Source organism: Micromonospora sp. NPDC005206 (assembly GCF_040608175.1).
Lineage (GTDB): Bacteria > Actinomycetota > Actinomycetes > Mycobacteriales > Micromonosporaceae > Micromonospora.
In genome coordinates this window covers 129,846-148,257 of record NZ_JBEXHU010000006.1, presented here as the reverse complement: position 1 = coordinate 148,257, position 18,412 = coordinate 129,846, and the positions used below count along the sequence as shown (strand labels likewise).

The 18,412-nt window shown below is 73.1% G+C and carries 17 protein-coding genes; 8 read left to right on the top strand and 9 right to left on the bottom strand.

Features of this window, described 5'->3' with window-relative positions:
- Window positions 1-49: 49 nt before the first annotated feature.
- Both ABZU69_RS10770 and pgsA read right to left on the bottom strand, forming a co-directional pair.
- Window positions 50-982, bottom strand: coding sequence for a phosphatidylinositol mannoside acyltransferase (locus ABZU69_RS10770; protein WP_354964156.1), 933 nt, complete (start codon window positions 980-982; stop codon window positions 50-52).
- A 46-nt stretch (window positions 983-1,028) separates the two neighbouring features.
- Window positions 1,029-1,658 (bottom strand): phosphatidylinositol phosphate synthase, encoded by a 630-nt coding sequence (gene pgsA, locus ABZU69_RS10765; RefSeq protein ID WP_089021603.1) that lies wholly within the window; start codon window positions 1,656-1,658, stop codon window positions 1,029-1,031.
- 250 nt (window positions 1,659-1,908) lie between these two features.
- On the opposite strand from pgsA, the gene ABZU69_RS10760 reads away from it, so the two are divergent.
- Complete coding sequence (locus ABZU69_RS10760; RefSeq protein ID WP_354964155.1) at window positions 1,909-4,065, top strand: elongation factor G-like protein EF-G2; 2,157 nt, start codon at window positions 1,909-1,911, stop codon at window positions 4,063-4,065.
- Between the two features lie 446 nt (window positions 4,066-4,511).
- Here the strand turns inward: ABZU69_RS10760 and ABZU69_RS10755 are convergent, their stop codons facing one another.
- The gene (locus ABZU69_RS10755) at window positions 4,512-5,570 is read right to left on the bottom strand and encodes an aldo/keto reductase (protein WP_354964154.1); all 1,059 of its coding nucleotides are present in this window, start codon (window positions 5,568-5,570) and stop codon (window positions 4,512-4,514) included.
- Window positions 5,571-5,667: 97 nt separating this feature from the next.
- Between ABZU69_RS10755 and ABZU69_RS10750 the strand changes: the two genes are divergently transcribed.
- Window positions 5,668-6,150 carry a hypothetical protein gene (locus ABZU69_RS10750; protein WP_354964153.1) on the top strand — a complete coding sequence of 161 codons (483 nt, stop codon included), beginning with the start codon at window positions 5,668-5,670 and terminating at the stop codon, window positions 6,148-6,150.
- A gap of 37 nt (window positions 6,151-6,187) precedes the next feature.
- Here the strand turns inward: ABZU69_RS10750 and ABZU69_RS10745 are convergent, their stop codons facing one another.
- Window positions 6,188-6,700, bottom strand: coding sequence for an HIT domain-containing protein (locus tag ABZU69_RS10745; protein WP_172899152.1), 513 nt, complete (start codon window positions 6,698-6,700; stop codon window positions 6,188-6,190).
- 177 nt (window positions 6,701-6,877) lie between these two features.
- Between ABZU69_RS10745 and ABZU69_RS10740 the strand changes: the two genes are divergently transcribed.
- Window positions 6,878-7,606 (top strand): D-Ala-D-Ala carboxypeptidase family metallohydrolase, encoded by a 729-nt coding sequence (locus ABZU69_RS10740; protein WP_354964152.1) that lies wholly within the window; start codon window positions 6,878-6,880, stop codon window positions 7,604-7,606.
- A gap of 46 nt (window positions 7,607-7,652) precedes the next feature.
- Here the strand turns inward: ABZU69_RS10740 and thrS are convergent, their stop codons facing one another.
- A complete protein-coding gene (gene thrS, locus ABZU69_RS10735; RefSeq protein ID WP_354964151.1) occupies window positions 7,653-9,662 on the bottom strand; it encodes a threonine--tRNA ligase in 2,010 nt (669 codons plus the stop codon).
- A 220-nt stretch (window positions 9,663-9,882) separates the two neighbouring features.
- Here thrS and ABZU69_RS10730 point away from each other — a divergent pair, with 220 nt between their 5' ends.
- A complete protein-coding gene (locus tag ABZU69_RS10730; protein WP_354964150.1) occupies window positions 9,883-10,857 on the top strand; it encodes a DUF1775 domain-containing protein in 975 nt (324 codons plus the stop codon).
- A gap of 444 nt (window positions 10,858-11,301) precedes the next feature.
- On the opposite strand, the gene ABZU69_RS10725 is transcribed toward ABZU69_RS10730, so the two are convergent.
- Entirely contained in the window at window positions 11,302-12,222 is a 921-nt protein-coding gene (locus ABZU69_RS10725; RefSeq protein ID WP_354964149.1) for an ADP-ribosylglycohydrolase family protein, read from the bottom strand.
- A 73-nt stretch (window positions 12,223-12,295) separates the two neighbouring features.
- On the opposite strand from ABZU69_RS10725, the gene ABZU69_RS10720 reads away from it, so the two are divergent.
- Together ABZU69_RS10720 and ABZU69_RS10715 are read left to right on the top strand one after the other, a co-directional pair.
- Window positions 12,296-12,985 carry a response regulator transcription factor gene (locus ABZU69_RS10720; protein WP_354964148.1) on the top strand — a complete coding sequence of 230 codons (690 nt, stop codon included), beginning with the start codon at window positions 12,296-12,298 and terminating at the stop codon, window positions 12,983-12,985.
- A 29-nt stretch (window positions 12,986-13,014) separates the two neighbouring features.
- A complete protein-coding gene (locus tag ABZU69_RS10715) occupies window positions 13,015-14,418 on the top strand; it encodes a HAMP domain-containing sensor histidine kinase (RefSeq protein WP_354964147.1) in 1,404 nt (467 codons plus the stop codon).
- Window positions 14,419-14,634: 216 nt separating this feature from the next.
- Here the strand turns inward: ABZU69_RS10715 and ABZU69_RS10710 are convergent, their stop codons facing one another.
- Both ABZU69_RS10710 and ABZU69_RS10705 read right to left on the bottom strand, forming a co-directional pair.
- Entirely contained in the window at window positions 14,635-15,660 is a 1,026-nt protein-coding gene (locus ABZU69_RS10710; protein ID WP_354964146.1) for an adenosine deaminase, read from the bottom strand.
- The gene (locus tag ABZU69_RS10705) at window positions 15,657-16,451 is read right to left on the bottom strand and encodes a trans-aconitate 2-methyltransferase (RefSeq protein ID WP_354964145.1); all 795 of its coding nucleotides are present in this window, start codon (window positions 16,449-16,451) and stop codon (window positions 15,657-15,659) included. The genes ABZU69_RS10710 and ABZU69_RS10705 overlap by 4 nt, the downstream gene beginning before the upstream one ends.
- Window positions 16,452-16,534: 83 nt before the next feature.
- On the opposite strand from ABZU69_RS10705, the gene ABZU69_RS10700 reads away from it, so the two are divergent.
- Window positions 16,535-17,518, top strand: coding sequence for an aldo/keto reductase (locus ABZU69_RS10700; RefSeq protein WP_354964144.1), 984 nt, complete (start codon window positions 16,535-16,537; stop codon window positions 17,516-17,518).
- Window positions 17,519-17,612: 94 nt separating this feature from the next.
- Window positions 17,613-17,807, top strand: coding sequence for a hypothetical protein (locus ABZU69_RS10695; RefSeq protein ID WP_354964143.1), 195 nt, complete (start codon window positions 17,613-17,615; stop codon window positions 17,805-17,807).
- A gap of 140 nt (window positions 17,808-17,947) precedes the next feature.
- Here ABZU69_RS10695 and ABZU69_RS10690 read toward each other — a convergent pair whose 3' ends face one another.
- Window positions 17,948-18,151, bottom strand: a complete 204-nt coding sequence (locus tag ABZU69_RS10690) for a cold-shock protein (RefSeq protein ID WP_091424054.1) — start codon at window positions 18,149-18,151, stop codon at window positions 17,948-17,950.
- Between the last annotated feature and the right edge of the window lie 261 nt (window positions 18,152-18,412).

Here is an 18,412-nt window from a genome sequence, read left to right as displayed (position 1 = left end):
GCCCCTCGTCCGAGACTGTGGGGCTCCGCCTCACCGTGCACCCACCCCCTCAGGCCTGACCGGTGGCCGACGAGGGCAGCGCGGCGCCGCCCCCCGTCCCCCGCTGGTCCAGCCACATCCGCTGCAACATGTGCCAGTCTTCCGGATGCCGGGCGATACCCGCCGCCAGACGGTCGGCGATCATCTGGGTCAGCGACCGGACCCGCTGGTCCAGCGGCCCGGTCTCGGGCGCGGGCACCGGCAGCGGGCCGGAGAGCGAGGCGCACGCCGCGTCCGGTTCGTACCACAGTGACGCCACGTAGAGCGGCGCACCGGTGTGCAACGCGAGCAGGGCCGGCCCGGCCGGCATCCGGGTCTTCCCGCCGAAGAAGTCCACCTCCACCCCGCGGGCGGAGAGATCCCGGTCGGCCAGCAGCGGCACCACCGCACCGGCGCGTACGCGATCCAGCAGCACGTCGAACGCCGGGCGCGGCCCACCGTGGGTCGGCAGAATCTCCATCCCGAGGACCTCTCGGAACGCCAGGAAACGCTTGTACACGCCCTCCGGCTTGAGCCGCTCCATGACCGTGGTGATCGGCCAACCGGTGGCCGCCACCCAGGCGCCGGCGGCATCCCAGTTGCCGGCGTGCGGCAGCGCCACCACCGCGCCCCGGCCGGCGGCCACGTCGGCGGCGAGCAGCTCGGCGCCGTCGAGCCGGAAACTGGACAGGATCTGCGACCGGCTCAGGGCGGGCAGCCGGAACGCCTCCATCCAGTACCGGGCGTACGAGCGCAACCCGCGCTTGACGAGATCGTCCAACTCGGCGTCGGGCAGCTCGGGGCCGACCACCCGGCGCAGGTTCGCGCGCAGTCGGGCCGTACCCCCGCCGCCGGCGCGGTGGGCGCGGTCCGCGCCCGCCTGGAACGCCGCCGCCACCAACGGCCGGGGTAGCGCGCGGACCACCCGCCACCCGGCGATGTAGCCCAGCTCGGTGAGGTTCACGCGACTCGGCCGCCGGTCGTCCGACGCCGGGTCGCCGGCACGCCACTCACGCCTGACCGTCCGGCTGGAGCTGTTGGGCCTGGCGGTAGACGTGCGCCATCCGCTGCCCCACCGTGAAGATCGACACTGCGGCGAGCAGCCAGAGCGCGATCTCCAGCGCCGGGTCGACGCCGACGCCGGTCAGGATTCCGCCGACCCCGACGATGAGCAGCCGCTCGGTGCGCTCGGCGATGCCCACGTTGCAGGTCATGCCCAACCCCTCGGCGCGGGCCTTGACGTACGAGACCAACGCGCCAGCGGCCAGGCAGAGCAGCGCGGCGGCCACTCCGGAGTGGTTGTTCTGGGTGGCCAACCAGTACGCGACCGCGCCGAAGACGGCGCTGTCCGCAACCCGGTCCATGCTCGAATCGAGGAACGCGCCGAACCGGGTGGAGCCACCGCTCATCCGGGCCATCGTCCCGTCGAGCAGGTCCGTGAGCGCGAAAACGGTCACGATCAACGCGCCCGCGACCAGATGGCCGCGGGCACCGAAGCCGAGGGCACCGATGAGCACACCGACGGTGCCCGCAACGGTGACGGCATTGGGGGTGACGCCCGCACGGAGCAGGGCGCGTGCGATCGGCTCGACGACGCGGGTCATCCCCGCGCGGGCCGACACTTGGAAGATCTTCGCCATGGCGGTCCCCACGATAACGGTCCGCCCAGCTCCGGCGATACGGCCGGTCCCACCGACCCGCCCGGGGGAGGCTTGTGCCTACCCGGCAACGGGTGTGAGATCGAGCCAGGAGGTGAGCCAGCTCACCCGTCCGCCCGTCCCGTTCCCGCTGTGCAGCAGACCACCGGAGGATATCGCCGCGCACTCGCCCCGGGCCGCTTCCCGTCGCGCGGCGGTCGCCACCAACCACCGGCTGAGGGAGGTGCGCCCCATGGCGCAGAAGAGTCAGGAGAAGGGTCCCGCCGGCGGCACGCCGGTGGTGACCGAACCCGACAGGGTTCGCAACGTGGTGCTCGTCGGGCACTCCGGAGCGGGCAAGACAACCCTGGTCGAGGCGCTGCTCGCGGCCACCGGCACGATCGGCCGGGCCGGCAACGTGGTCGACGGCACCACGGTCAGCGACCACGACCCGGCGGCCGTGCGCCAGCAGCGCTCGGTGAGCCTGGCCTGCGCGCCCCTGCTGCACAACGGCATCAAGGTCAACCTCCTGGACACCCCGGGGTACGCCGACTTCGTCGGCGAGCTGCGCGCCGGGCTGCGGGCCGCCGACGCCGCGCTCTTCGTCGTGTCCGCGGCCGGCGGGATGGACGCGGCCACCGTGGCGCTGTGGGAGGAGTGCGCGGCGGTCGACATGCCGCGTGCGGTCGCGGTGGCCCGGCTGGACCAGCCGCGCGCCGACTTCGACGAGGCGGTGGCGCTCTGCCAGCGGGTCTTCGGCGACAACGTGATGCCGCTGTACCTACCGATGCTCGGCGACGACGGGGTCTCCACCGTCGGCCTGCTCGGCCTGATCACCCGCCGGGTCTTCGACTACACCGCCGGCCTGCCCGCCGACGTACGCGAGCCGGACCCGGAGCACCTGCCGGCCATCGCCGAGTCCCGCAACGAGCTGATCGAGGGGGTCATCGCCGAGAGCGAGGACGAGACCCTGATGGACCGCTACCTCGGCGGCGAGGAGATCGGCACCGAGGTGCTCATCGAGGACCTGGAGAAGGCGGTCGCCCGAGGTCACTTCTACCCGGTCGTGCCGGTCTGCGCGGAGACCGGGGTCGGGTTGGACGCCCTGCTGGAGGTGCTGACCGCCGCGTTCCCGTCGCCGCTGGAGCACGAGGTGCCGCCGGTGGCCGGCGTGGACGGCTCGCCCCGCCCTCCGCTGACCTGCGACCCGGCCGGGCCACTGGTCGCCGAGGTGGTCAAGACCACCGTCGACCGGCACGTCGGGCGGGTCTCGCTGGTCCGGGTCTTCTCCGGCACGCTGCGCCCCGACCAGACCGTGCACGTCTCCGGGCACGGCATGGCCGAACGCGGCCACCCCGACCACGACGCCGACGAGCGGGTCGGGCACATCTACACCCCGCTGGGCGCCACCCTGCGCGAGGTGTCACTCTGCGTGGCCGGCGACATCTGCGCGATCACCAAGTCGGGCAGCGCCGAGACCGGCGACACCATCTCCGCCAAGGACGACCCGCTGCTGATCGCGCCGTGGGAGATGCCGGAACCGCTGCTGCCGGTGGCGATCGTCGCGCGGAGCCGGGCCGACGAGGATGCCCTGGCCCGCAACCTGGCCCGGCTGGTGGCCGGCGACCCCACGCTGCGGCTGGAGCGCAACCCGGAGACCCACCAGCTGGTGCTCTGGTGCATGGGCGAGGCGCACGCGGACGTGGTGCTGGACCGGCTGCGCGCCGGCGGCGTGGAGCTGGACACCGAGCCGGTCCGGGTGTCGCTGCGCGAGACGCTGACGGTGCCCGCGAAGGGGCACGGCCGGCACGTCAAGCAGTCCGGCGGCCACGGCCAGTACGCGGTCTGCGACATCGAGGTCGAGCCCCTCCCCCGGGGTGGCGGCTTCGAGTTCGTCGACCGGGTGGTCGGCGGCGCGGTGCCGCACAACTACATCCCGTCGGTGGAGAAGGGCGTCCGCGACCAGCTGGAGCGCGGCCTGGTCGCCGGCCACCCGGTGGTGGACCTGCGGGTGACCCTGGTCGACGGGAAGGCGCACAGCGTGGACTCCTCCGACGCGGCCTTCCAGACCGCCGGCGCGCTGGCGCTGCGCGACGCCGCCGAACGTGGCCAGCCGGCGCTGCTGGAGCCGATCGACGAGGTGACCATCCGGGTACCGGACGGCTCGGTGGGCGCGGTGATGGGCGACCTGTCCGGCCGGCGCGGCCGGGTGCTCGGCACCGAGCCGGACCCGGACGCCGAGGGCCGCACCCTGGTCCGCGCCGAGGTGCCGTCCACCGAGCTGCTCCGCTACGCCGTCGAGCTGCGCTCGATGACCGCTGGCACCGGCACGTTCCGCCGCCACTTCGTCCGCCACGACCCCATGCCCGCCCACCTGGCCGACCAGGCCCGCAAGGAACAAACCCCCTAACCACCCGCCCCGCCCCGCCGCCCGCGATCATCGAGTTGTGGTGCCGGACAGAACGGGAAGGCGTGGCTATAACGCCCACCACAACTCCATGATCGGCGAAAGTGGGGATTGGCGGGGCGGGGCGGGGGCTTCCGCCTTGCGCCTGTCGAGCTGCCCCGGAATCGGGGCAACACCGCACCGCGCGCACAGAGCCGGCGGGACACCGCGCGCACAGAGCCGGCGGGACCCCGCGCGCACAGAGCCGGCGGGACACCGCCCCAGATCCGGGGCAGCTCGACAGCGGACAGCATCGACATCGGTGGGGAGCCTCCGCGCGGGACCCGGAGTTGAAGCGGGCCTGCCGGCACGGGGTCGAGAGCGGCCGTGCGGGGTCAGCAGGGGAAGCGGCCCCCGCCGGGCCCGGGATGGGAACCCCTCGCAGGTCGGGAAGAACACGCCAGCGCGGATCAGGGGTGGGTGACGGGGTGGGTGGGGCGGGGCCAGTGCGGGCGGTCGGCGTCCCGCAGGGCGGCGGTGCGCAGGGCGGCCAGCTGGCGCTCCACCTCGGCGAACTGATCCAGCGGCAGCGGGCCCCGGTGCAGCGCGGCGGCGTTCTCCTCGACCTGTTGGACCGTACGGCAGCCCGGGATCGGGACGGTGCGCCCGCTGCGGGCCCAGATCCACCCCAGCGCGCCCTGCGCGAGGGTGCGCCCGTCGGCGGTGAGCGCGGCACGGACCACGCCCACCCGGCGCAGCCACTCCGGTGCCGGCCGGCCGCCACGGAACCACTCCAGCCAGCCCGCGGTCAGCCCACGCACGTCGTCACGGGGCAGCGTCGAAGCGGCCGAGTACTTGCCGGTGAGCAGCCCCATTCCGAGCGGCCCGCGGTTGACGCTGGCCAGGTCGTACTTGTCGCAGATCGCGAGCAGTTCGGGGGCGTCGTGCAGCACCGACAGGGTGTGCTGCACGGCGGTGGCACCCGCGGCCGCGTGCCCGAACGCGGTCGCCCGGTCGGGGCGGTCGGTGCTCCACCCGTACGCCCGGATCAGGCCCTCGGTCACCAGGTCCTCGCAGGCGCCGATCAGCGCCTCGGCCCGAGGCACCGGCAGGTCGGCCAGGTGCAGCTGGTACAGGTCGATCCGGTCGGTGTCCAGCCGGCGCAGCGAGTCGGTGACCGCTCGCCGCAGGTAGGCCGGCGACGCGTCCTCCCCGGTCGCCTGCCGGCTCGCCTCGTCGAAGGTGTAGCCCCACTTGGTGGCGATCACGGCCTCGTCGCGGCGGCCGGCGAGCGCACGCCCGAGCACCCGCTCGCCGTGCCCGGCGCCGTAGGTGTCGGCGGTGTCGAACAGGGTGACGCCCAGGTCGAGCGCGCGGCGCACCGCCCGCACGGACTCGTCGTCGTCGACCGCGCCCCAGCCCAGCGGCTGGGTCCCCTCCGCCCAGGGGCCGCCGATCGCCCAGCACCCCATGCCGAGGGCGCTGACCTCGATGCCGCTGCGCCCCAACGTCCGTGTCGTGACTGCCATCGAACGATCGTGCCACCTCCACCGAGTCCGGACGTAGCGGTTCCCGGGCCGGGGACGTCGGTGCGCGAACGCCGGTGCGGTGCGGCATGATCGGCCCATGCGACGGCTGGGCGTGGACATCGGCGGCGTGCTCATCGAGCCGGCTGACGAGGACGCCGACACGTCGTTCTTCGGCGCGCACTACCTGCGCACCCCCGCCGTCGACGGGGCGTTCGACGCGCTGGCAGCGCTCGGCCCGGAGTTCGACGAGGTGCACCTGGTCTCCAAGTGCGGCGAGGCCACCGAGCGGCGGACCCGGGAGTGGCTCGCCCACCACGACTTCCCGGCACGCACCGGCATCCCGGTCGAGCGGCTGCACTTCTGCCGGACCCGGCCGGACAAGGCGCCGATCGCCCGGCGGCTCGGGCTGACCCACTTCGTGGACGACAAGCTGGAGGTGCTCGGCTACCTCGACTCGGTGCCGCACCGCTACCTGTTCCGCCCCCGTCCGGCGGAGGTCGCCGCGCACGCCGGGCTGCTGCCCCGCGTACACCGGGTGGAGAACTGGCCGGAGCTGGCCGGCCTGCTGCGCGCCGGCTAGCCGGACCGGCGCGCACCTCGCGCGCCGGCGCGACGGGTCAGGAGGGCCAGGCGCGGGCGAGCAGGTCGCGGGTGTCGCCGAGCAGCTGCGGCAGCACCTTGGTGCGGCCGATGACCGGCATGAAGTTCGCGTCGCCGCCCCAGCGCGGCACCACGTGCTGGTGCAGGTGCGCGGCGATGCCGGCGCCGGCCACCCCGCCCTGGTTCATCCCCAGGTTGAAGCCGTGGGCGTTGCTCACCTTGCGGATCACCCGCATCGCGGCCTGGGTGAACGACGCCAGCTCGCTGGTCTCCGGCCCGTCCAGGTCGGTGTAGTCGGCGACGTGCCGGTACGGGCAGACCAGCAGGTGGCCCGGGTTGTACGGGTAGAGGTTGAGCACCACGAAGACGTGCTCGCCGCGGGCCACGACCAGGCTCTCCTCGGGCGGCAGCTTGGGCGCCCGGCAGAACGGACAACCGGTCGGCTTCTCGTAGCCCTCGGCCGGGCGATCCTCGCCGGAGATGTACGTCATCCGGTGCGGCGTCCAGAGCCGCTCCAGGCCGTCGGCCATCCCGCCGCTGTCCGTGTGCCGTTCCGCCCCTGTCACGAGCCGATCCTACGGAGCCGGGCGGGCGGGTTGCGACACCCACCGTTGGGAAACTCGATCGCCGGAAGTTGTTGACGGACTGGAACAGGAACATGAAGATTCCATGCATCCAGATACTTCCATACATTGATGGAGGGTTCCATGATCCGACGGCTCGGCAGGATCGTCGCGGCGCTTGCGCTCGCCGCCGCCACCACGGTGGCCGGCATCACCGTCACCACCAGCGCGGCACACGCCGACGGCTGCTACACCTGGGGTCGCACGCTGTCCCAGGGGATGTCCGGCGAGGACGTCCGGCAACTCCAGATCCGGGTCGCCGGCTACCCCGGCTACGGCGCCGTGCTCACCCTGGACGGCGCGTACGGCCCGGCCACCCGATCGGCGGTGATCCGCTTCCAGCAGGCGTACGGGCTGTCCGCGGACGGCATCGCCGGCCCGCAGACCTTCAACCGGATCTACGCCCTCCAGGACGACGACTGCACCCCGGTCAACTTCAGCTACGCCGAGTTGAACAACTGCAACAGCACCTGGTCCGGCGGCGCGGTCGCGGCGAGCACCGCCCGATTCAACGCGCTCGTCTCGATGTGGAAACTCCAGGCCCTGCGGCACGCCCTCGGAGACGTGTCCATCTCGATCAGCAGCAGCTTCCGCAGCTACGCCTGCAACAGCGCGGTCGGTGGGGCGTCGAACAGCCGGCACCTGTACGGCGACGCGGTGGACCTGGTCGGATCCCCGTCGTTCTGCCGGCTGGCCCAGCAGGCCCGCTACCACGGCTTCGGGCAGATCCTCGGCCCCGGCTACCCGGACCACAACGACCACACCCACGTCGCTGCGGTCGGCGGCTGGTCGGCACCGAACTGCGGGATCTGACGCCCGGGCGACCGCCCCACATCGTGGGGCGGTCCGCGCCGGGACGCTACTCGGCGGCGGCGGACGGGCCGACGTTGGTCCGCGAGCTGACCACGTCGAGAACGTGGGTCACCGCCTCGGCGATCGGCACACCGTTGCGCTGCGAGCCGTCCCGGTAGCGGAAGGAGACCGTACCGGCCGCCACGTCGTCGTCCCCGGCGATCACCATGAACGGGATCTTCTGCTGCTGGGCGGTGCGGATCTTCTTCTGCATCCGGTCGTCGCCCGCGTCCACCTGCGCCCGGATCCCCTCGGCGCGCAGCGCCGCGACGAACCCGTGCAGGTAGTCGGTGTGGTCCTCGCGGATCGGGATGCCGACCACCTGGACCGGGGCCAGCCATGCCGGGAACGCCCCCGCGTAGTGCTCGGTGAGCACCCCGAAGAACCGCTCGATCGAGCCGAACAGCGCCCGGTGGATCATCACCGGCCGCTGGCGGCTGCCGTCGGCCGCCTGGTACTCCAACCCGAACCGCTCCGGCTGGTTGAAGTCGACCTGGATGGTGGACATCTGCCACGTCCGGCCGATCGCGTCCCGGGCCTGCACCGAGATCTTCGGCCCGTAGAACGCCGCGCCGCCCGGGTCGGGCACCAGCTCCAGCCCGGAGGTCGCGGCGGCCGTCCGCAGCGCCTCGGTCGCCTCCGCCCAGTCCTCGTCCTCGCCGATGAACTTGGGCGAGTCGTCGCGGGTGGACAGCTCCAGGTAGAAGTCGTCCAGGCCGTAGTCGCGCAGCAGGTCCAGCACGAAGCTGAGCAGCGTGGACAGCTCGCCGGCCATCTGCTCACGAGTGCAGTAGATGTGCGAGTCGTCCTGGGTCAGGCCGCGTACCCGGGTCAGGCCGTGCACCACACCGGACTTTTCGTACCGGTAGACCGTGCCGAACTCGAACAGCCGCAGCGGCAGCTCCCGGTACGACCGCCCGCGCGCCCTGAAGATCAGGTTGTGCATCGGGCAGTTCATGGCCTTGAGGTAGTAGTCCGCGCCTTCGAGCTGCATGGGCGGGAACATGGTGTCCGCGTAGTAGGGCAGGTGCCCGGAGGTCTGGAACAGCTGCGCCTTGGTGATGTGCGGGGTGTTGACGAACTCGTACCCCGCCTCCTCGTGCCGGCGCCTCGAGTAGTGCTCCATCTCCCGACGGATGATGCCGCCCTTGGGGTGGAAGACCGCCAGACCGGAGCCGATCTCGTCGGGGAAGCTGAACAGGTCCAGGTCCGCGCCGAGCTTGCGGTGGTCGCGCCGGGCCGCCTCCTCCAACAGCTTCAGGTACGCCTTCAGCTCGTCGCGGGTCGGCCACGCGGTGCCGTACACCCGCTGCAACTGCGGGTTCTTCTCCGACCCGCGCCAGTACGCGGCGGCCGAGCGCATCAGCTTGAACGCGCCGATCAGCCGGGTGGTCGGCAAGTGAGGGCCCCGGCACAGGTCCGACCAGCAGACCTTGTCCTCCTTGGCGTCGAGGTTGTCGTAGATGGTCAGCTCGCCGCCGCCCACCTCCATCACCTCGTCGGTGTCCAGGCCCTCGCCCTTGACCTCGATCAACTCCAGCTTGAACGGCTCGTCGGCCAGTTCGGCGCGGGCCTCGTCGAGGCTGCCGAAGCGGCGACGCCGGAACCGCTGTCCCGACTTGACGATCTCCTGCATCCGCTTCTCGACCCGGCTGAGGTCGTCGGGCTGGAACGGCTTGTCGACGTCGAAGTCGTAGTAGAAGCCGTTCTCGATCGGCGGGCCGATGCCCAGCTTGGCCTCGGGGAAGATGTCCTGCACGGCCTGGGCCAGGACGTGCGCGGTGGAGTGGCGCAGCACGTTCAGCCCGTCGGGCGAATCCAGGCTGACCGGCTCGACGACGGTCTCTTCGGCCGGCGACCAGTCCAGGTCGCGCAGCTGGCCCTCCGGGTCGCGGACCACGACGATCGCCTTGGGGCCGTTCGCGGGCAGTCCGGCCGCGGCCACCGCGTCGGCCGCCGTGGTCCCGGCGGCGACGACGACAGGGTCGGCCACGGCGGGGGTACGGGGTGCGGACACGGTGACTCCTTCATGCGGTACGAAACGGACGCCGATCCTCGGCTCCTGCCGATGCTATCGGTCCCCCCACCCCAGGTAAGGAAGGGCACCTTCCTAACGCCTCCGGGAGAGGAAGGGCACCTTCTTAACGGTCGGCGTTGAACCTTTCGCGCCCCGGAGCCGAACTAGGAGGTGTGGCCGGAACCGGTGCCGGTCGCGTCGACACGGATGGGGGTACCAGATGGCGAGCACGCACGGCGGTGGCTGGCGGCAGCGGACCGCGGCGGTGACCGCGCTGACCGCCGCCGGCCTGCTGCTCTGGCCCGGTACGGCGCACGCGGTGGACGTGACGACCACTCCGACCCAGGCTCGGCAGGGCGACGCGGTGCGGCTGGAGTTCACCGTGCCGGAACGGGCCGGTACGACGACCCGCCAGATCGAGGTTCGGTTGCCCGCCGACGCGCCGGTCGCCGAGGTGTACCCGATGTCGGTGACCGGTTGGGCGCCCCGGATCAGTTCCCGCACCCTGGACCGGCCGGTGGCCGGCATCCACTCCTCCGGGGTGAGCACCGTGACCACCGCGGTGACCTGGATCCGGATCGGCAAGGGCGAACCGGGCCCCGCCCGACTGGCGCTGTCCATGGGCCCGCTGCCGCAGGTCGAGCGGCTCACCTTCGAGGTGGTCCAGACGTACGCCGACGGCTCGGTGGTCCGCTGGGCCGACGCCACCGGCACCCACCGAGCCCCGGTGCTCACCCTGCTGCCGGCGGCGGCGGGCGCGGCCGGCCCGGCCGGGCACGGCGGGCACGGCGCCCCGGCGGCCGGTGCGGCGACCGACCCCGACGCCGGTGGCGCCCCCGCGCCGGCGGACCGCGCGGGCGGCAACGCCGAGGAGTCCGGCAGCGCCGACGTCATGCTTGCCGCCGGGCTGCTGGCCGGGCTGGGCGGCGGCGCGGCGATCGGCTGGCTGGTCAGCCGGTGGCGCCGGCGCGACCCGGCCGAGCGCGCCGCGCTGGCCGAGGTGACCTGCGGAAGCGACGACGATCCCGCGCCGACCGATGCGACGCCGGGTGGTGCGGCACCGGGTGATGCGACGTCCGGTGACTCCGCGCCCAGTGACTCCGCGCCGGGTGACTCGCCGCCAGTGGGGCCTGGGGCGCCAGCACAGGCCGACGCGGAGGCGGCGGCGGTCGCCACCCCGGTCCGCGCCGGCTGAGGCCGGCCCGCGCGGTCAGCGGTCCGCACCGTCAGTAGCCCGCACAGTCCGTAGCCCGCACCTTCAGCAGCCCGCGCGGTCGGCGGCCCACACGGTCCGCGGCCGTGGCTTCGACGGTCCGCATCCCGCGCGGCCGGCGGTCACGTCGCCACCTTTGCTCTGCTTCAACCCGCGCAACGGTTCAGGGCCGTGGCTGTTGCGTCGGCTGAAGCAGAGCAAAGGGCCCGAAGACGGCAGGGTGCGGTCGGCTCGGCGGTCCGACGCGGCGACGACACGGCGACGACGGCGACGTCAGAGCGACCCAGGGCGTCGGAGCACCAAGGAGATCAGAGCACCGCGGAGATCAGAGCACCGCGGAGATCAGAGCACCGCGGAGATCAGAGCACCGCGGAGATCAGAGCACCGCGCAGGTCAGAGCACCGCGCAGGTCAGAGCCTCAGGACGTCAGAGCGCCCAGGAGGGCAGCGGCTCGCGGGCGGCCAGCCACGTCTCGGGCACGCCGCCGGGCGTGCCGACACCGGTGTGCGCCGCCACCACCGCGCCCACGATGGCGGCCGTGGTGTCCACGTCCCCGCCGGCCTGCACGCAGACCCGGATCGCCGCCGGGTAGTCGTCCAGGTGGGTGGCGGCCACCCAGAGGGTGAAGCCGACGGTGTCCTGGGCGGTCACCCGGGAGCCGTTGCCGAGCGCCGCCACCACCCGGGACAGCGGGCGGCCGAGCAGCCCGGCCGCCCGGTTCACGCTGCGGTGCACCTCGGTGCCCGGATCGACCGCACCGGCGATCCCGGCGAGCAGCCGCTCCGGGGCCGGCCGGTGCCCGTCGAGGCGGGCCCGGCCGGCCAGTGCGGCGGCGACGGCCACCGCGACCGCACCGGCGATCCCCTCCGTGTGCGCGTGCGTCACCTCGGCTGAGGCGCGGGCCTGGGCTGCGGCGCGGACGGTCGAGTCGGCAAAGTACGCGCCCAGTGGACCCACCCGCATCGCCGCGCCGTTGCCGCAGGAGCCCTGGCCGTCGAAGGCGGACGCGGCGGCCACCGGCCACGGCGTGCCGGTGCGGATCAGCCGCAGGATCAGCATCGCGCCCGAGCCGTAGCCGCGGCGCGGATCGCAGCGCTGGGCGAACGCCAGGGCCAGCCGGTCCCGGTCGACGCCGCCGGACTCCGCCAGCCCGGCGAGGACCGAACAGGCCATCTCGGTGTCGTCGGTCCACTCCCAGGGCGCCGGCGGCAGGACGCCCTCCGCAAGATCCGCCGGAGGTGTCCCGGGAACGAAGTACCGCGCGCCGAGCGCGTCGCCGGTGGAGAGACCGGCGAGGCTGTCCCGGGCGAGCGCCAGGCGGGCATCGGCGAACAGGGTGAAGGACATCGTCGTACCAGCTTGCCCGCTCGCCAGGTACGCCGCAACGCGATCAACTTGCCAGGCCAAGTACGGTCTTGGGGTGGCCTCCGTGCTCCTGGTCGAAGACGATCACGTCGTACGCGGCGCGATGCTGCGGTCCCTCGCCGACCGGGGGCATGCCGTGCACGCCGTGGGCACGGCGCTGGACGCCCTGCGCCGGGTCGCCGCGGAGACGCCCGACCTGGTGGTGCTGGACCTGGGCCTGCCCGACCTGGACGGCTCGGACGCGCTGCGGATGCTGCGCGGCATCACCGACATCCCGATCATCATCGCCACCGCCCGTGACGACGAGCAGTCGGTGGTCAAGCTGCTGCGGGCTGGCGCCGACGACTACATGGTCAAGCCGTTCACCGGTGCGCACCTGGACGCCCGGATCACCACCGTGCTGCGCCGGGCCGGTCGGGCCAGCCGGACGGTGCAGCCCGCGGTGCACACCGTCAGCGGGCTGCGGGTGGATGTCGGCGAGCGCAGCGCCCACCTTGACGGGGAGCCGCTGGCGCTGACCCGCAAGGAATTCGACCTGCTGGCGTATCTCGCCGCACGACCCGGGCGGGTAGTGTCCCGCCGGGAGCTCTTGGAGGAGGTATGGCGGCAGCCATCGGTCGGCGAGGATCAGACCATCGACGTTCACCTGTACTGGCTTCGCCGAAAGATGGGCGAGTCCGCGGCGAAGCCGCGCTACCTGCGCACCGTGCGGGGGGTCGGGTTCCGGTTGGTGGCGCCGGACTGAGGACGGCGCTGGCCCTGCTCACGGCCGGCATGTGCAGCCTCGTCGCGCTCGCCTTCCTGATCCCGCTCGGGCTGAGTCTGCGCGAGCAGACCCGCGAGGAGGCGATCGGCGACGCCGCCCGACGGAGCGCGCTGGTGACCGGGGCGCTGGCGGTCAGCACGGAGCCCGCGGTGGTCGAGCGGGCCGTGGTGGCCAGCGGCGAGGGCGCACCGGCCCGACCGGTGGTGCACGGGCTGGGTCTCGACGAGTCCGCCGGCCGGGCCAGCGACTCCGACCTGGACCGGGCACGTGCCGACCGGCGCTCACTGGTTGTCGACGTCGACGGCGGGGTGGTCCGGCTCGACCCGGTGGTCCTCGGTGATCGGACGGCCGTGGTCGAGGTGTTCGTGCCGGCGTCGACGCTGGGCGAGGGCGCTGGCGGCACCTGGCTGCTGCTGCTCGCGGTCGGCGCGGCGATGGCCGGCGCGGCGGTGCTGGTCGTGGACCGGGTCGCAGCCCGCGCGGTGGACTCGACCCGAGGGCTGGTCAAGGCCGCGCTCTCGATCGGCGACGGCGACCTGGGGGTACGCGTGGAGCCGACCGGCCCACGCGAGCTGGCCGAGGCCGGGTACGCCTTCAACCGGATGGCCGACCGGCTGGACGCGGCCCGCACCGACGAACGGGAGTTGGTGGCCGACCTGTCGCACCGGCTGCGTACCCCGCTGACCGTGCTGCGGCTGGACGCGGAGGCGTTGGAGTCCGACGACACCAGCGTGGGTTCGTTCTCCGAGGCGGAGCTGGACCGGCGACGTGGCATCCGACGGATCCGGCAGGCGATCGTCACCCTGGAGGGTGAGATCGACGTGCTGATCAAGACCACCCGCAAGGCGGTGGCGCACGAGGCCGGGCCGGCGATGTGTGACGTCAGCGAGGTGGTCCGGGATCGGATGGTGTTCTGGGCGGCGTTGGCCGGCGACCAGAACCGGCCGCACCGGGTCATCGGCGCGCAGCTGCGCACACCCGCACCGGTGCCGCGGGCCGAACTGGCCGCCGCGCTGGACGCGGTGATCGGCAACGTCTTTCGCTACACGCCGCAGGGCACTGCCTTCGAGGTGGCCGTGTCCCGTCGCGACGGCTATGTGGCGATCCGGATCGACGACGCCGGCCCCGGCATCGCCAACCCGGACCGGGCGCTGCGCCGGGGCACCAGCGACCAGGGCTCGACCGGGCTCGGCCTGGACATCGCGAAGCGGGTGTCGTTGCAGGCCAACGGGTCGGTGAGCATCGACCGTGCCCGGCTGGGCGGAGCCAGCGTGGTGATGCTGCTCGCCGATCCGGAGGCGACGCCCCGGCAGGTCAACCGTTTCGGCCTGGTCGGCCGGATGGCGCGGGACGCCCGGGACCAGAAAACCACCGGCCGACGGTGGCCCCGCCAGCGGCCCACCGACGACTGACCGGCCCGGGGTTGTGGCCCGGCGCAAGTCTTCCTTAGATCGCGGTTAACGACGGCGGCGAAGCCGCCGCGGGCTGTCAGGATCAAGGCACGAACCCACCAGTTCCACCGGCCAGCGCACCGCGCACCCACCGGCCGGTGGAGCCGCGCGCGCGGCGGGAGTCCAGGTCCCCCCACACCCACGCTCCCGCCGCGCGCCCTGCTCCCCCGGAACGGCTCAGCCGGTGACGGTGGCGAGGTGGGCGTCGATCTCCGCGGTGATCCGCTGCTTGCCGTCCGCGTCGAGGAAGGACGCGGCCACCGCGTTGCGGGCCAGCCCGGCCAGCCCCTGCGGGCCCACCCCGAGCAGCCGGGCCGCCACCGCGTACTCGTCGTTGAGGGTGGTGCCGAACATCGGCGGGTCGTCGGAGTTGATGGTGACCAGCAGCCCGGCTTCGACCAACCGGGGCAGCGGGTGCTCGTCGAGGCTGGCCACCGCGCGGGTTCGCACGTTGGACGTCGGGCAGATCTCCATCCCGATCTGCCGCTCGGCCAGGTACGCGAGCAGCTCCGGGTCCCGTGCGGCGGAGATGCCGTGCCCGATCCGCTCGGCGCCCAGCTCGTTCAGCGCGTCCCAGACGGTCTGCGGGCCGGTGGTCTCCCCCGCGTGCGGCACCGAACGCAGCCCCGCCGCGCGGGCCTGGTCGAAGTAGGGGCGGAACTGCGGCCGGGGTACGCCGATCTCCGGGCCGCCCAGGCCGAAGCTGATCAGCCCGTCCGGCCGCTCGTCCAGCGCGATGCGCAGCGTCTCCTCGGCCGCCGGCAGGCCCGCCTCGCCCGGGATGTCGAAGCACCAGCGCAGGTCGAGGCCGAAGTCGACCGCGGCGCGCTTGCGGGCGTCCTCGATGGCTTCGCAGAACGCCGGCGCGGGGATGCCCCGGCGCACGTGCGAGTACGGCGTGATGGTCAGCTCCGCGTACCGGACCTGCTGGCGGGCCAGCTCCCGGGCCACCTCGTGGGTGAGGATCCAGACGTCCTCGGGGTCGCGGATGAGGTCCACCACGCTCAGGTAGACCTCGATGAAGTGGGCGAAGTCGCGAAACTCGAAGTAGTCGGCGAGTGCTTCCGGGTCGGCCGGCACCGGGGTGCGTCCCTCGTGCCGGGCGGCCAGCTCGGCGACGATGCGGGGCGAGGCGGAGCCGACGTGGTGCACGTGCAGCTCCACCTTGGGCAGTCCGGCGATGAAGGTGGGCAGGTCGGTCACTGGTTCTCCTGGGCACGGTCGCCGGTGCGGGCGACGACGAAGACGCGGCGGAACGGGAAGTACACCTGACCCTGCCGCACCGGGTACGCGGCGGCGAGTCGTACCCCCAGCTCGGCCCGGAAGGCGGACCAGCTGGCGGCGTCCAGGGCCGCCCGGACCGGGCGCAGCGCGGTGCCCTCCATCCAGGTCAGCACCGGGTGGTCGGCGGTGGGCCGGGCCGGCAGCAGGTGCACGAAGGTAGTCTCCCAGGCGTCCACCGTGCAGCCGCCACCGGTCAGCAGCTCCGCGTAGTCGGCCGGGTCGTCGACCGGGTCGGCGCGCAGCAGCGGGGCCAGCTCGGCCCGCCAGGCCGGTCGGCCGGCGACCTCGCGCAGCGCCAGGTGCGAGGGGGCGGCGAAGTTGCCCGGGACCTGCATGGCGAGCCAGGCGCAGGCGGGCAGCTCGACGGCCCAGCGTCGCAACAGCGCCTGGTGGCCCGGCACCCATTGGAGCGCGGCGTTGGTGACCACCACGTCCTCGTCGCCGGCCGGGCGCCAGTCACGCAGGTCGGCGACGGCGAAGTCGACCGGGGCATCCAGGGCCGCGGCCCGGTCGATCATCTCCGGCGAGGAGTCGAGGCCGACCACCCGGCTCGCGGGCCAGCGCTCGGCGAGGGTGGCGGTGAGCTGGCCGGGGCCGCAGCCGAGGTCGACCACGGTGCGGGGCCGTTCGGCCGGGATCCGGGCGACCAGGTCGTGGAACGGCCGGGACCGCTCGTCGCCGTAGCGCAGGTATGTCGTCGGATCCCACATCGTCGCCTCCCAAACCGTACGTCCGTCTTGTTTACCGTACGGCTCGCCTGGCAGGCCGGCAACCCGATCACTAGGCTCGGGGCATGGAACAGCGCAGCTTCAACCGGCTCGGCCGGACCGTCGGAATGGTCGGCCTGGGCGCCTGGCAGCTCGGCGCGGACTGGGGCACCGTCAGCGAGGACGACGCGATGGCCGTGCTGGCCGCCGCCGTGGACGCCGGGGTCACCTTCCTGGACACCGCCGACGTGTACGGCGACGGCCGCAGCGAGCAGCTGATCGGCCGCTTCCTGCGTTCCCGGCCCGACGCCGGGCTGACCGTCGCCACCAAGATGGGGCGCCGGGTCGAGCAGCGGCCGGAGTTGTACACCCTGGCCAACTTCCGGCAGTGGACCGACCGGTCCCGGGCCAACCTGGGGATGGACACCCTGGACCTGGTCCAGCTGCACTGCCCGCCCACCGCCGTCTTCGCCGACGACGCGGTCTTCGACGCCCTGGACACCCTCGTCGCCGAGAAGGCCATCGCCGGGTACGGCGTCAGCGTGGAGACCTGCGACCAGGCGCTCACCGCGATCGCCCGGCCCGGGGTGGCCAGCGTCCAGATCATCCTCAACGCGGTCCGGCACAAGCCGCTGGAGCAGGTGCTGCCGGCCGCCGCGGCGGCCGGGGTCGGCATCATCGCCCGGGTGCCGCTGGCCAGCGGTCTGCTCTCCGGCCGCTACGACGAGCACACCGAGTTCCCGGCCGATGACCACCGCAACTTCAACCGGCACGGCGAGGCGTTCGACGTCGGCGAGACGTTCTCCGGCGTCGACTTCGAGCGGGGGTTGGCCGCCGTACGCCGGCTGGCGCCGCTGGTCGACGCGGACCGCACGATGGCGCAGTTCGCGCTGCGTTGGGTGCTGGACCAGCCGGGCGTCACCGTCGTCATCCCCGGCGCCCGCGACGCCGATCAGGCCCGGCGCAACGCGGCCGCGGCCGACCTGCCGCCGCTCTCGGCCGGGCAGCTGACCGGCGTGCGTGAGGTCTACGACGAGCTGATCCGCCCGCAGGTGCACGACCGGTGGTGACCCGCGCGGCCCGGGTGCTCGCACCGCCTCGCCCGGCCGGCGATGCTGGCAGGGCGGGGCGGCGCGCCGCCCGATCCGGCGGGAAGGGGACGCGATGAGGGGTTGGCTTCCGCTCACCCTCGGCCTGTTGGCGGTCGTGATCGGTGCGGTGTGGACGGTGCAGGGCCTCGGCTACGTCAGCGGCAGTGTGATGACCGACCAGCAGCTCTGGGTGGTGCTCGGCCCGATCGTGGCCGTGGCCGGGCTGGTGCTGCTCTGGTTCGGCCTGCGCTCCCGCCGTCGACCCTGACCCGGGTCTCCACAGTGGCGCGGGGGCAGACGCACCCGTCCCGGGTACGTGGAAAGCCCCGCATCCCGGACGGGATGCGGGGCTACACAACGACCCCTGGCCGGATCGTCCCACTGGCCGGCGGGGGCCGGCCACACTACTCAGATGGGACGGACCTGCTCAGCCTGCGGGCCCTTCTGACCCTGAGCGATCTCGAACTCCACCCGCTGGTTCTCCTCCAGCGTGCGGTAGCCGCTGGACTGGATGGCCGAGAAGTGGACGAACACGTCAGCACCCCCGCCGTCGACGGTGATGAAGCCGAAGCCCTTGTCAGCGTTGAACCACTTCACGGTTCCCTGCGCCATGTGTATCTCCTTCTAAAACTGGCGGCCGTGCACGCCGTGCGGCCGATTGGCCGTTTTCGAGCAGCGGCGTCTGAGGCGGCCCCACGAAGGAGACTTCTCTCAACCCACGCCATCTCGCAACAGCGGCAACAGCAAATCACGTACGCAAAAACTCTGCACGACCTCTCCGACGAATTTCTCCGACATGTGACCTGACGGATGCCCGAGATCCGCTGGGCGGCGTGCAATGCCATGCGAAAGGCCCCCTTCCCGTCGATGCGG

What these genes read in the sequence shown, in the direction of transcription:
- pgsA (WP_089021603.1), bottom strand. Translation starts at nt 1,658, where the DNA reads ATGGCGAAGATCTTCCAAGTGTCGGCCCGCGCGGGGATGACCCGCGTC.
- ABZU69_RS10760 (WP_354964155.1), top strand. Translation starts at nt 1,909, where the DNA reads ATGGCGCAGAAGAGTCAGGAGAAGGGTCCCGCCGGCGGCACGCCGGTG.
- ABZU69_RS10755 (WP_354964154.1), bottom strand. Translation starts at nt 5,570, where the DNA reads ATGGCAGTCACGACACGGACGTTGGGGCGCAGCGGCATCGAGGTCAGC.
- ABZU69_RS10750 (WP_354964153.1), top strand. Translation starts at nt 5,668, where the DNA reads ATGCGACGGCTGGGCGTGGACATCGGCGGCGTGCTCATCGAGCCGGCT.
- ABZU69_RS10745 (WP_172899152.1), bottom strand. Translation starts at nt 6,700, where the DNA reads ATGGCCGACGGCCTGGAGCGGCTCTGGACGCCGCACCGGATGACGTAC.
- ABZU69_RS10740 (WP_354964152.1), top strand. Translation starts at nt 6,878, where the DNA reads ATGATCCGACGGCTCGGCAGGATCGTCGCGGCGCTTGCGCTCGCCGCC.
- ABZU69_RS10730 (WP_354964150.1), top strand. Translation starts at nt 9,883, where the DNA reads ATGGCGAGCACGCACGGCGGTGGCTGGCGGCAGCGGACCGCGGCGGTG.
- ABZU69_RS10725 (WP_354964149.1), bottom strand. Translation starts at nt 12,222, where the DNA reads ATGTCCTTCACCCTGTTCGCCGATGCCCGCCTGGCGCTCGCCCGGGAC.
- ABZU69_RS10715 (WP_354964147.1), top strand. Translation starts at nt 13,015, where the DNA reads ATGTGCAGCCTCGTCGCGCTCGCCTTCCTGATCCCGCTCGGGCTGAGT.
- ABZU69_RS10705 (WP_354964145.1), bottom strand. Translation starts at nt 16,451, where the DNA reads ATGTGGGATCCGACGACATACCTGCGCTACGGCGACGAGCGGTCCCGG.
- ABZU69_RS10700 (WP_354964144.1), top strand. Translation starts at nt 16,535, where the DNA reads ATGGAACAGCGCAGCTTCAACCGGCTCGGCCGGACCGTCGGAATGGTC.
- ABZU69_RS10695 (WP_354964143.1), top strand. Translation starts at nt 17,613, where the DNA reads ATGAGGGGTTGGCTTCCGCTCACCCTCGGCCTGTTGGCGGTCGTGATC.
- ABZU69_RS10690 (WP_091424054.1), bottom strand. Translation starts at nt 18,151, where the DNA reads ATGGCGCAGGGAACCGTGAAGTGGTTCAACGCTGACAAGGGCTTCGGC.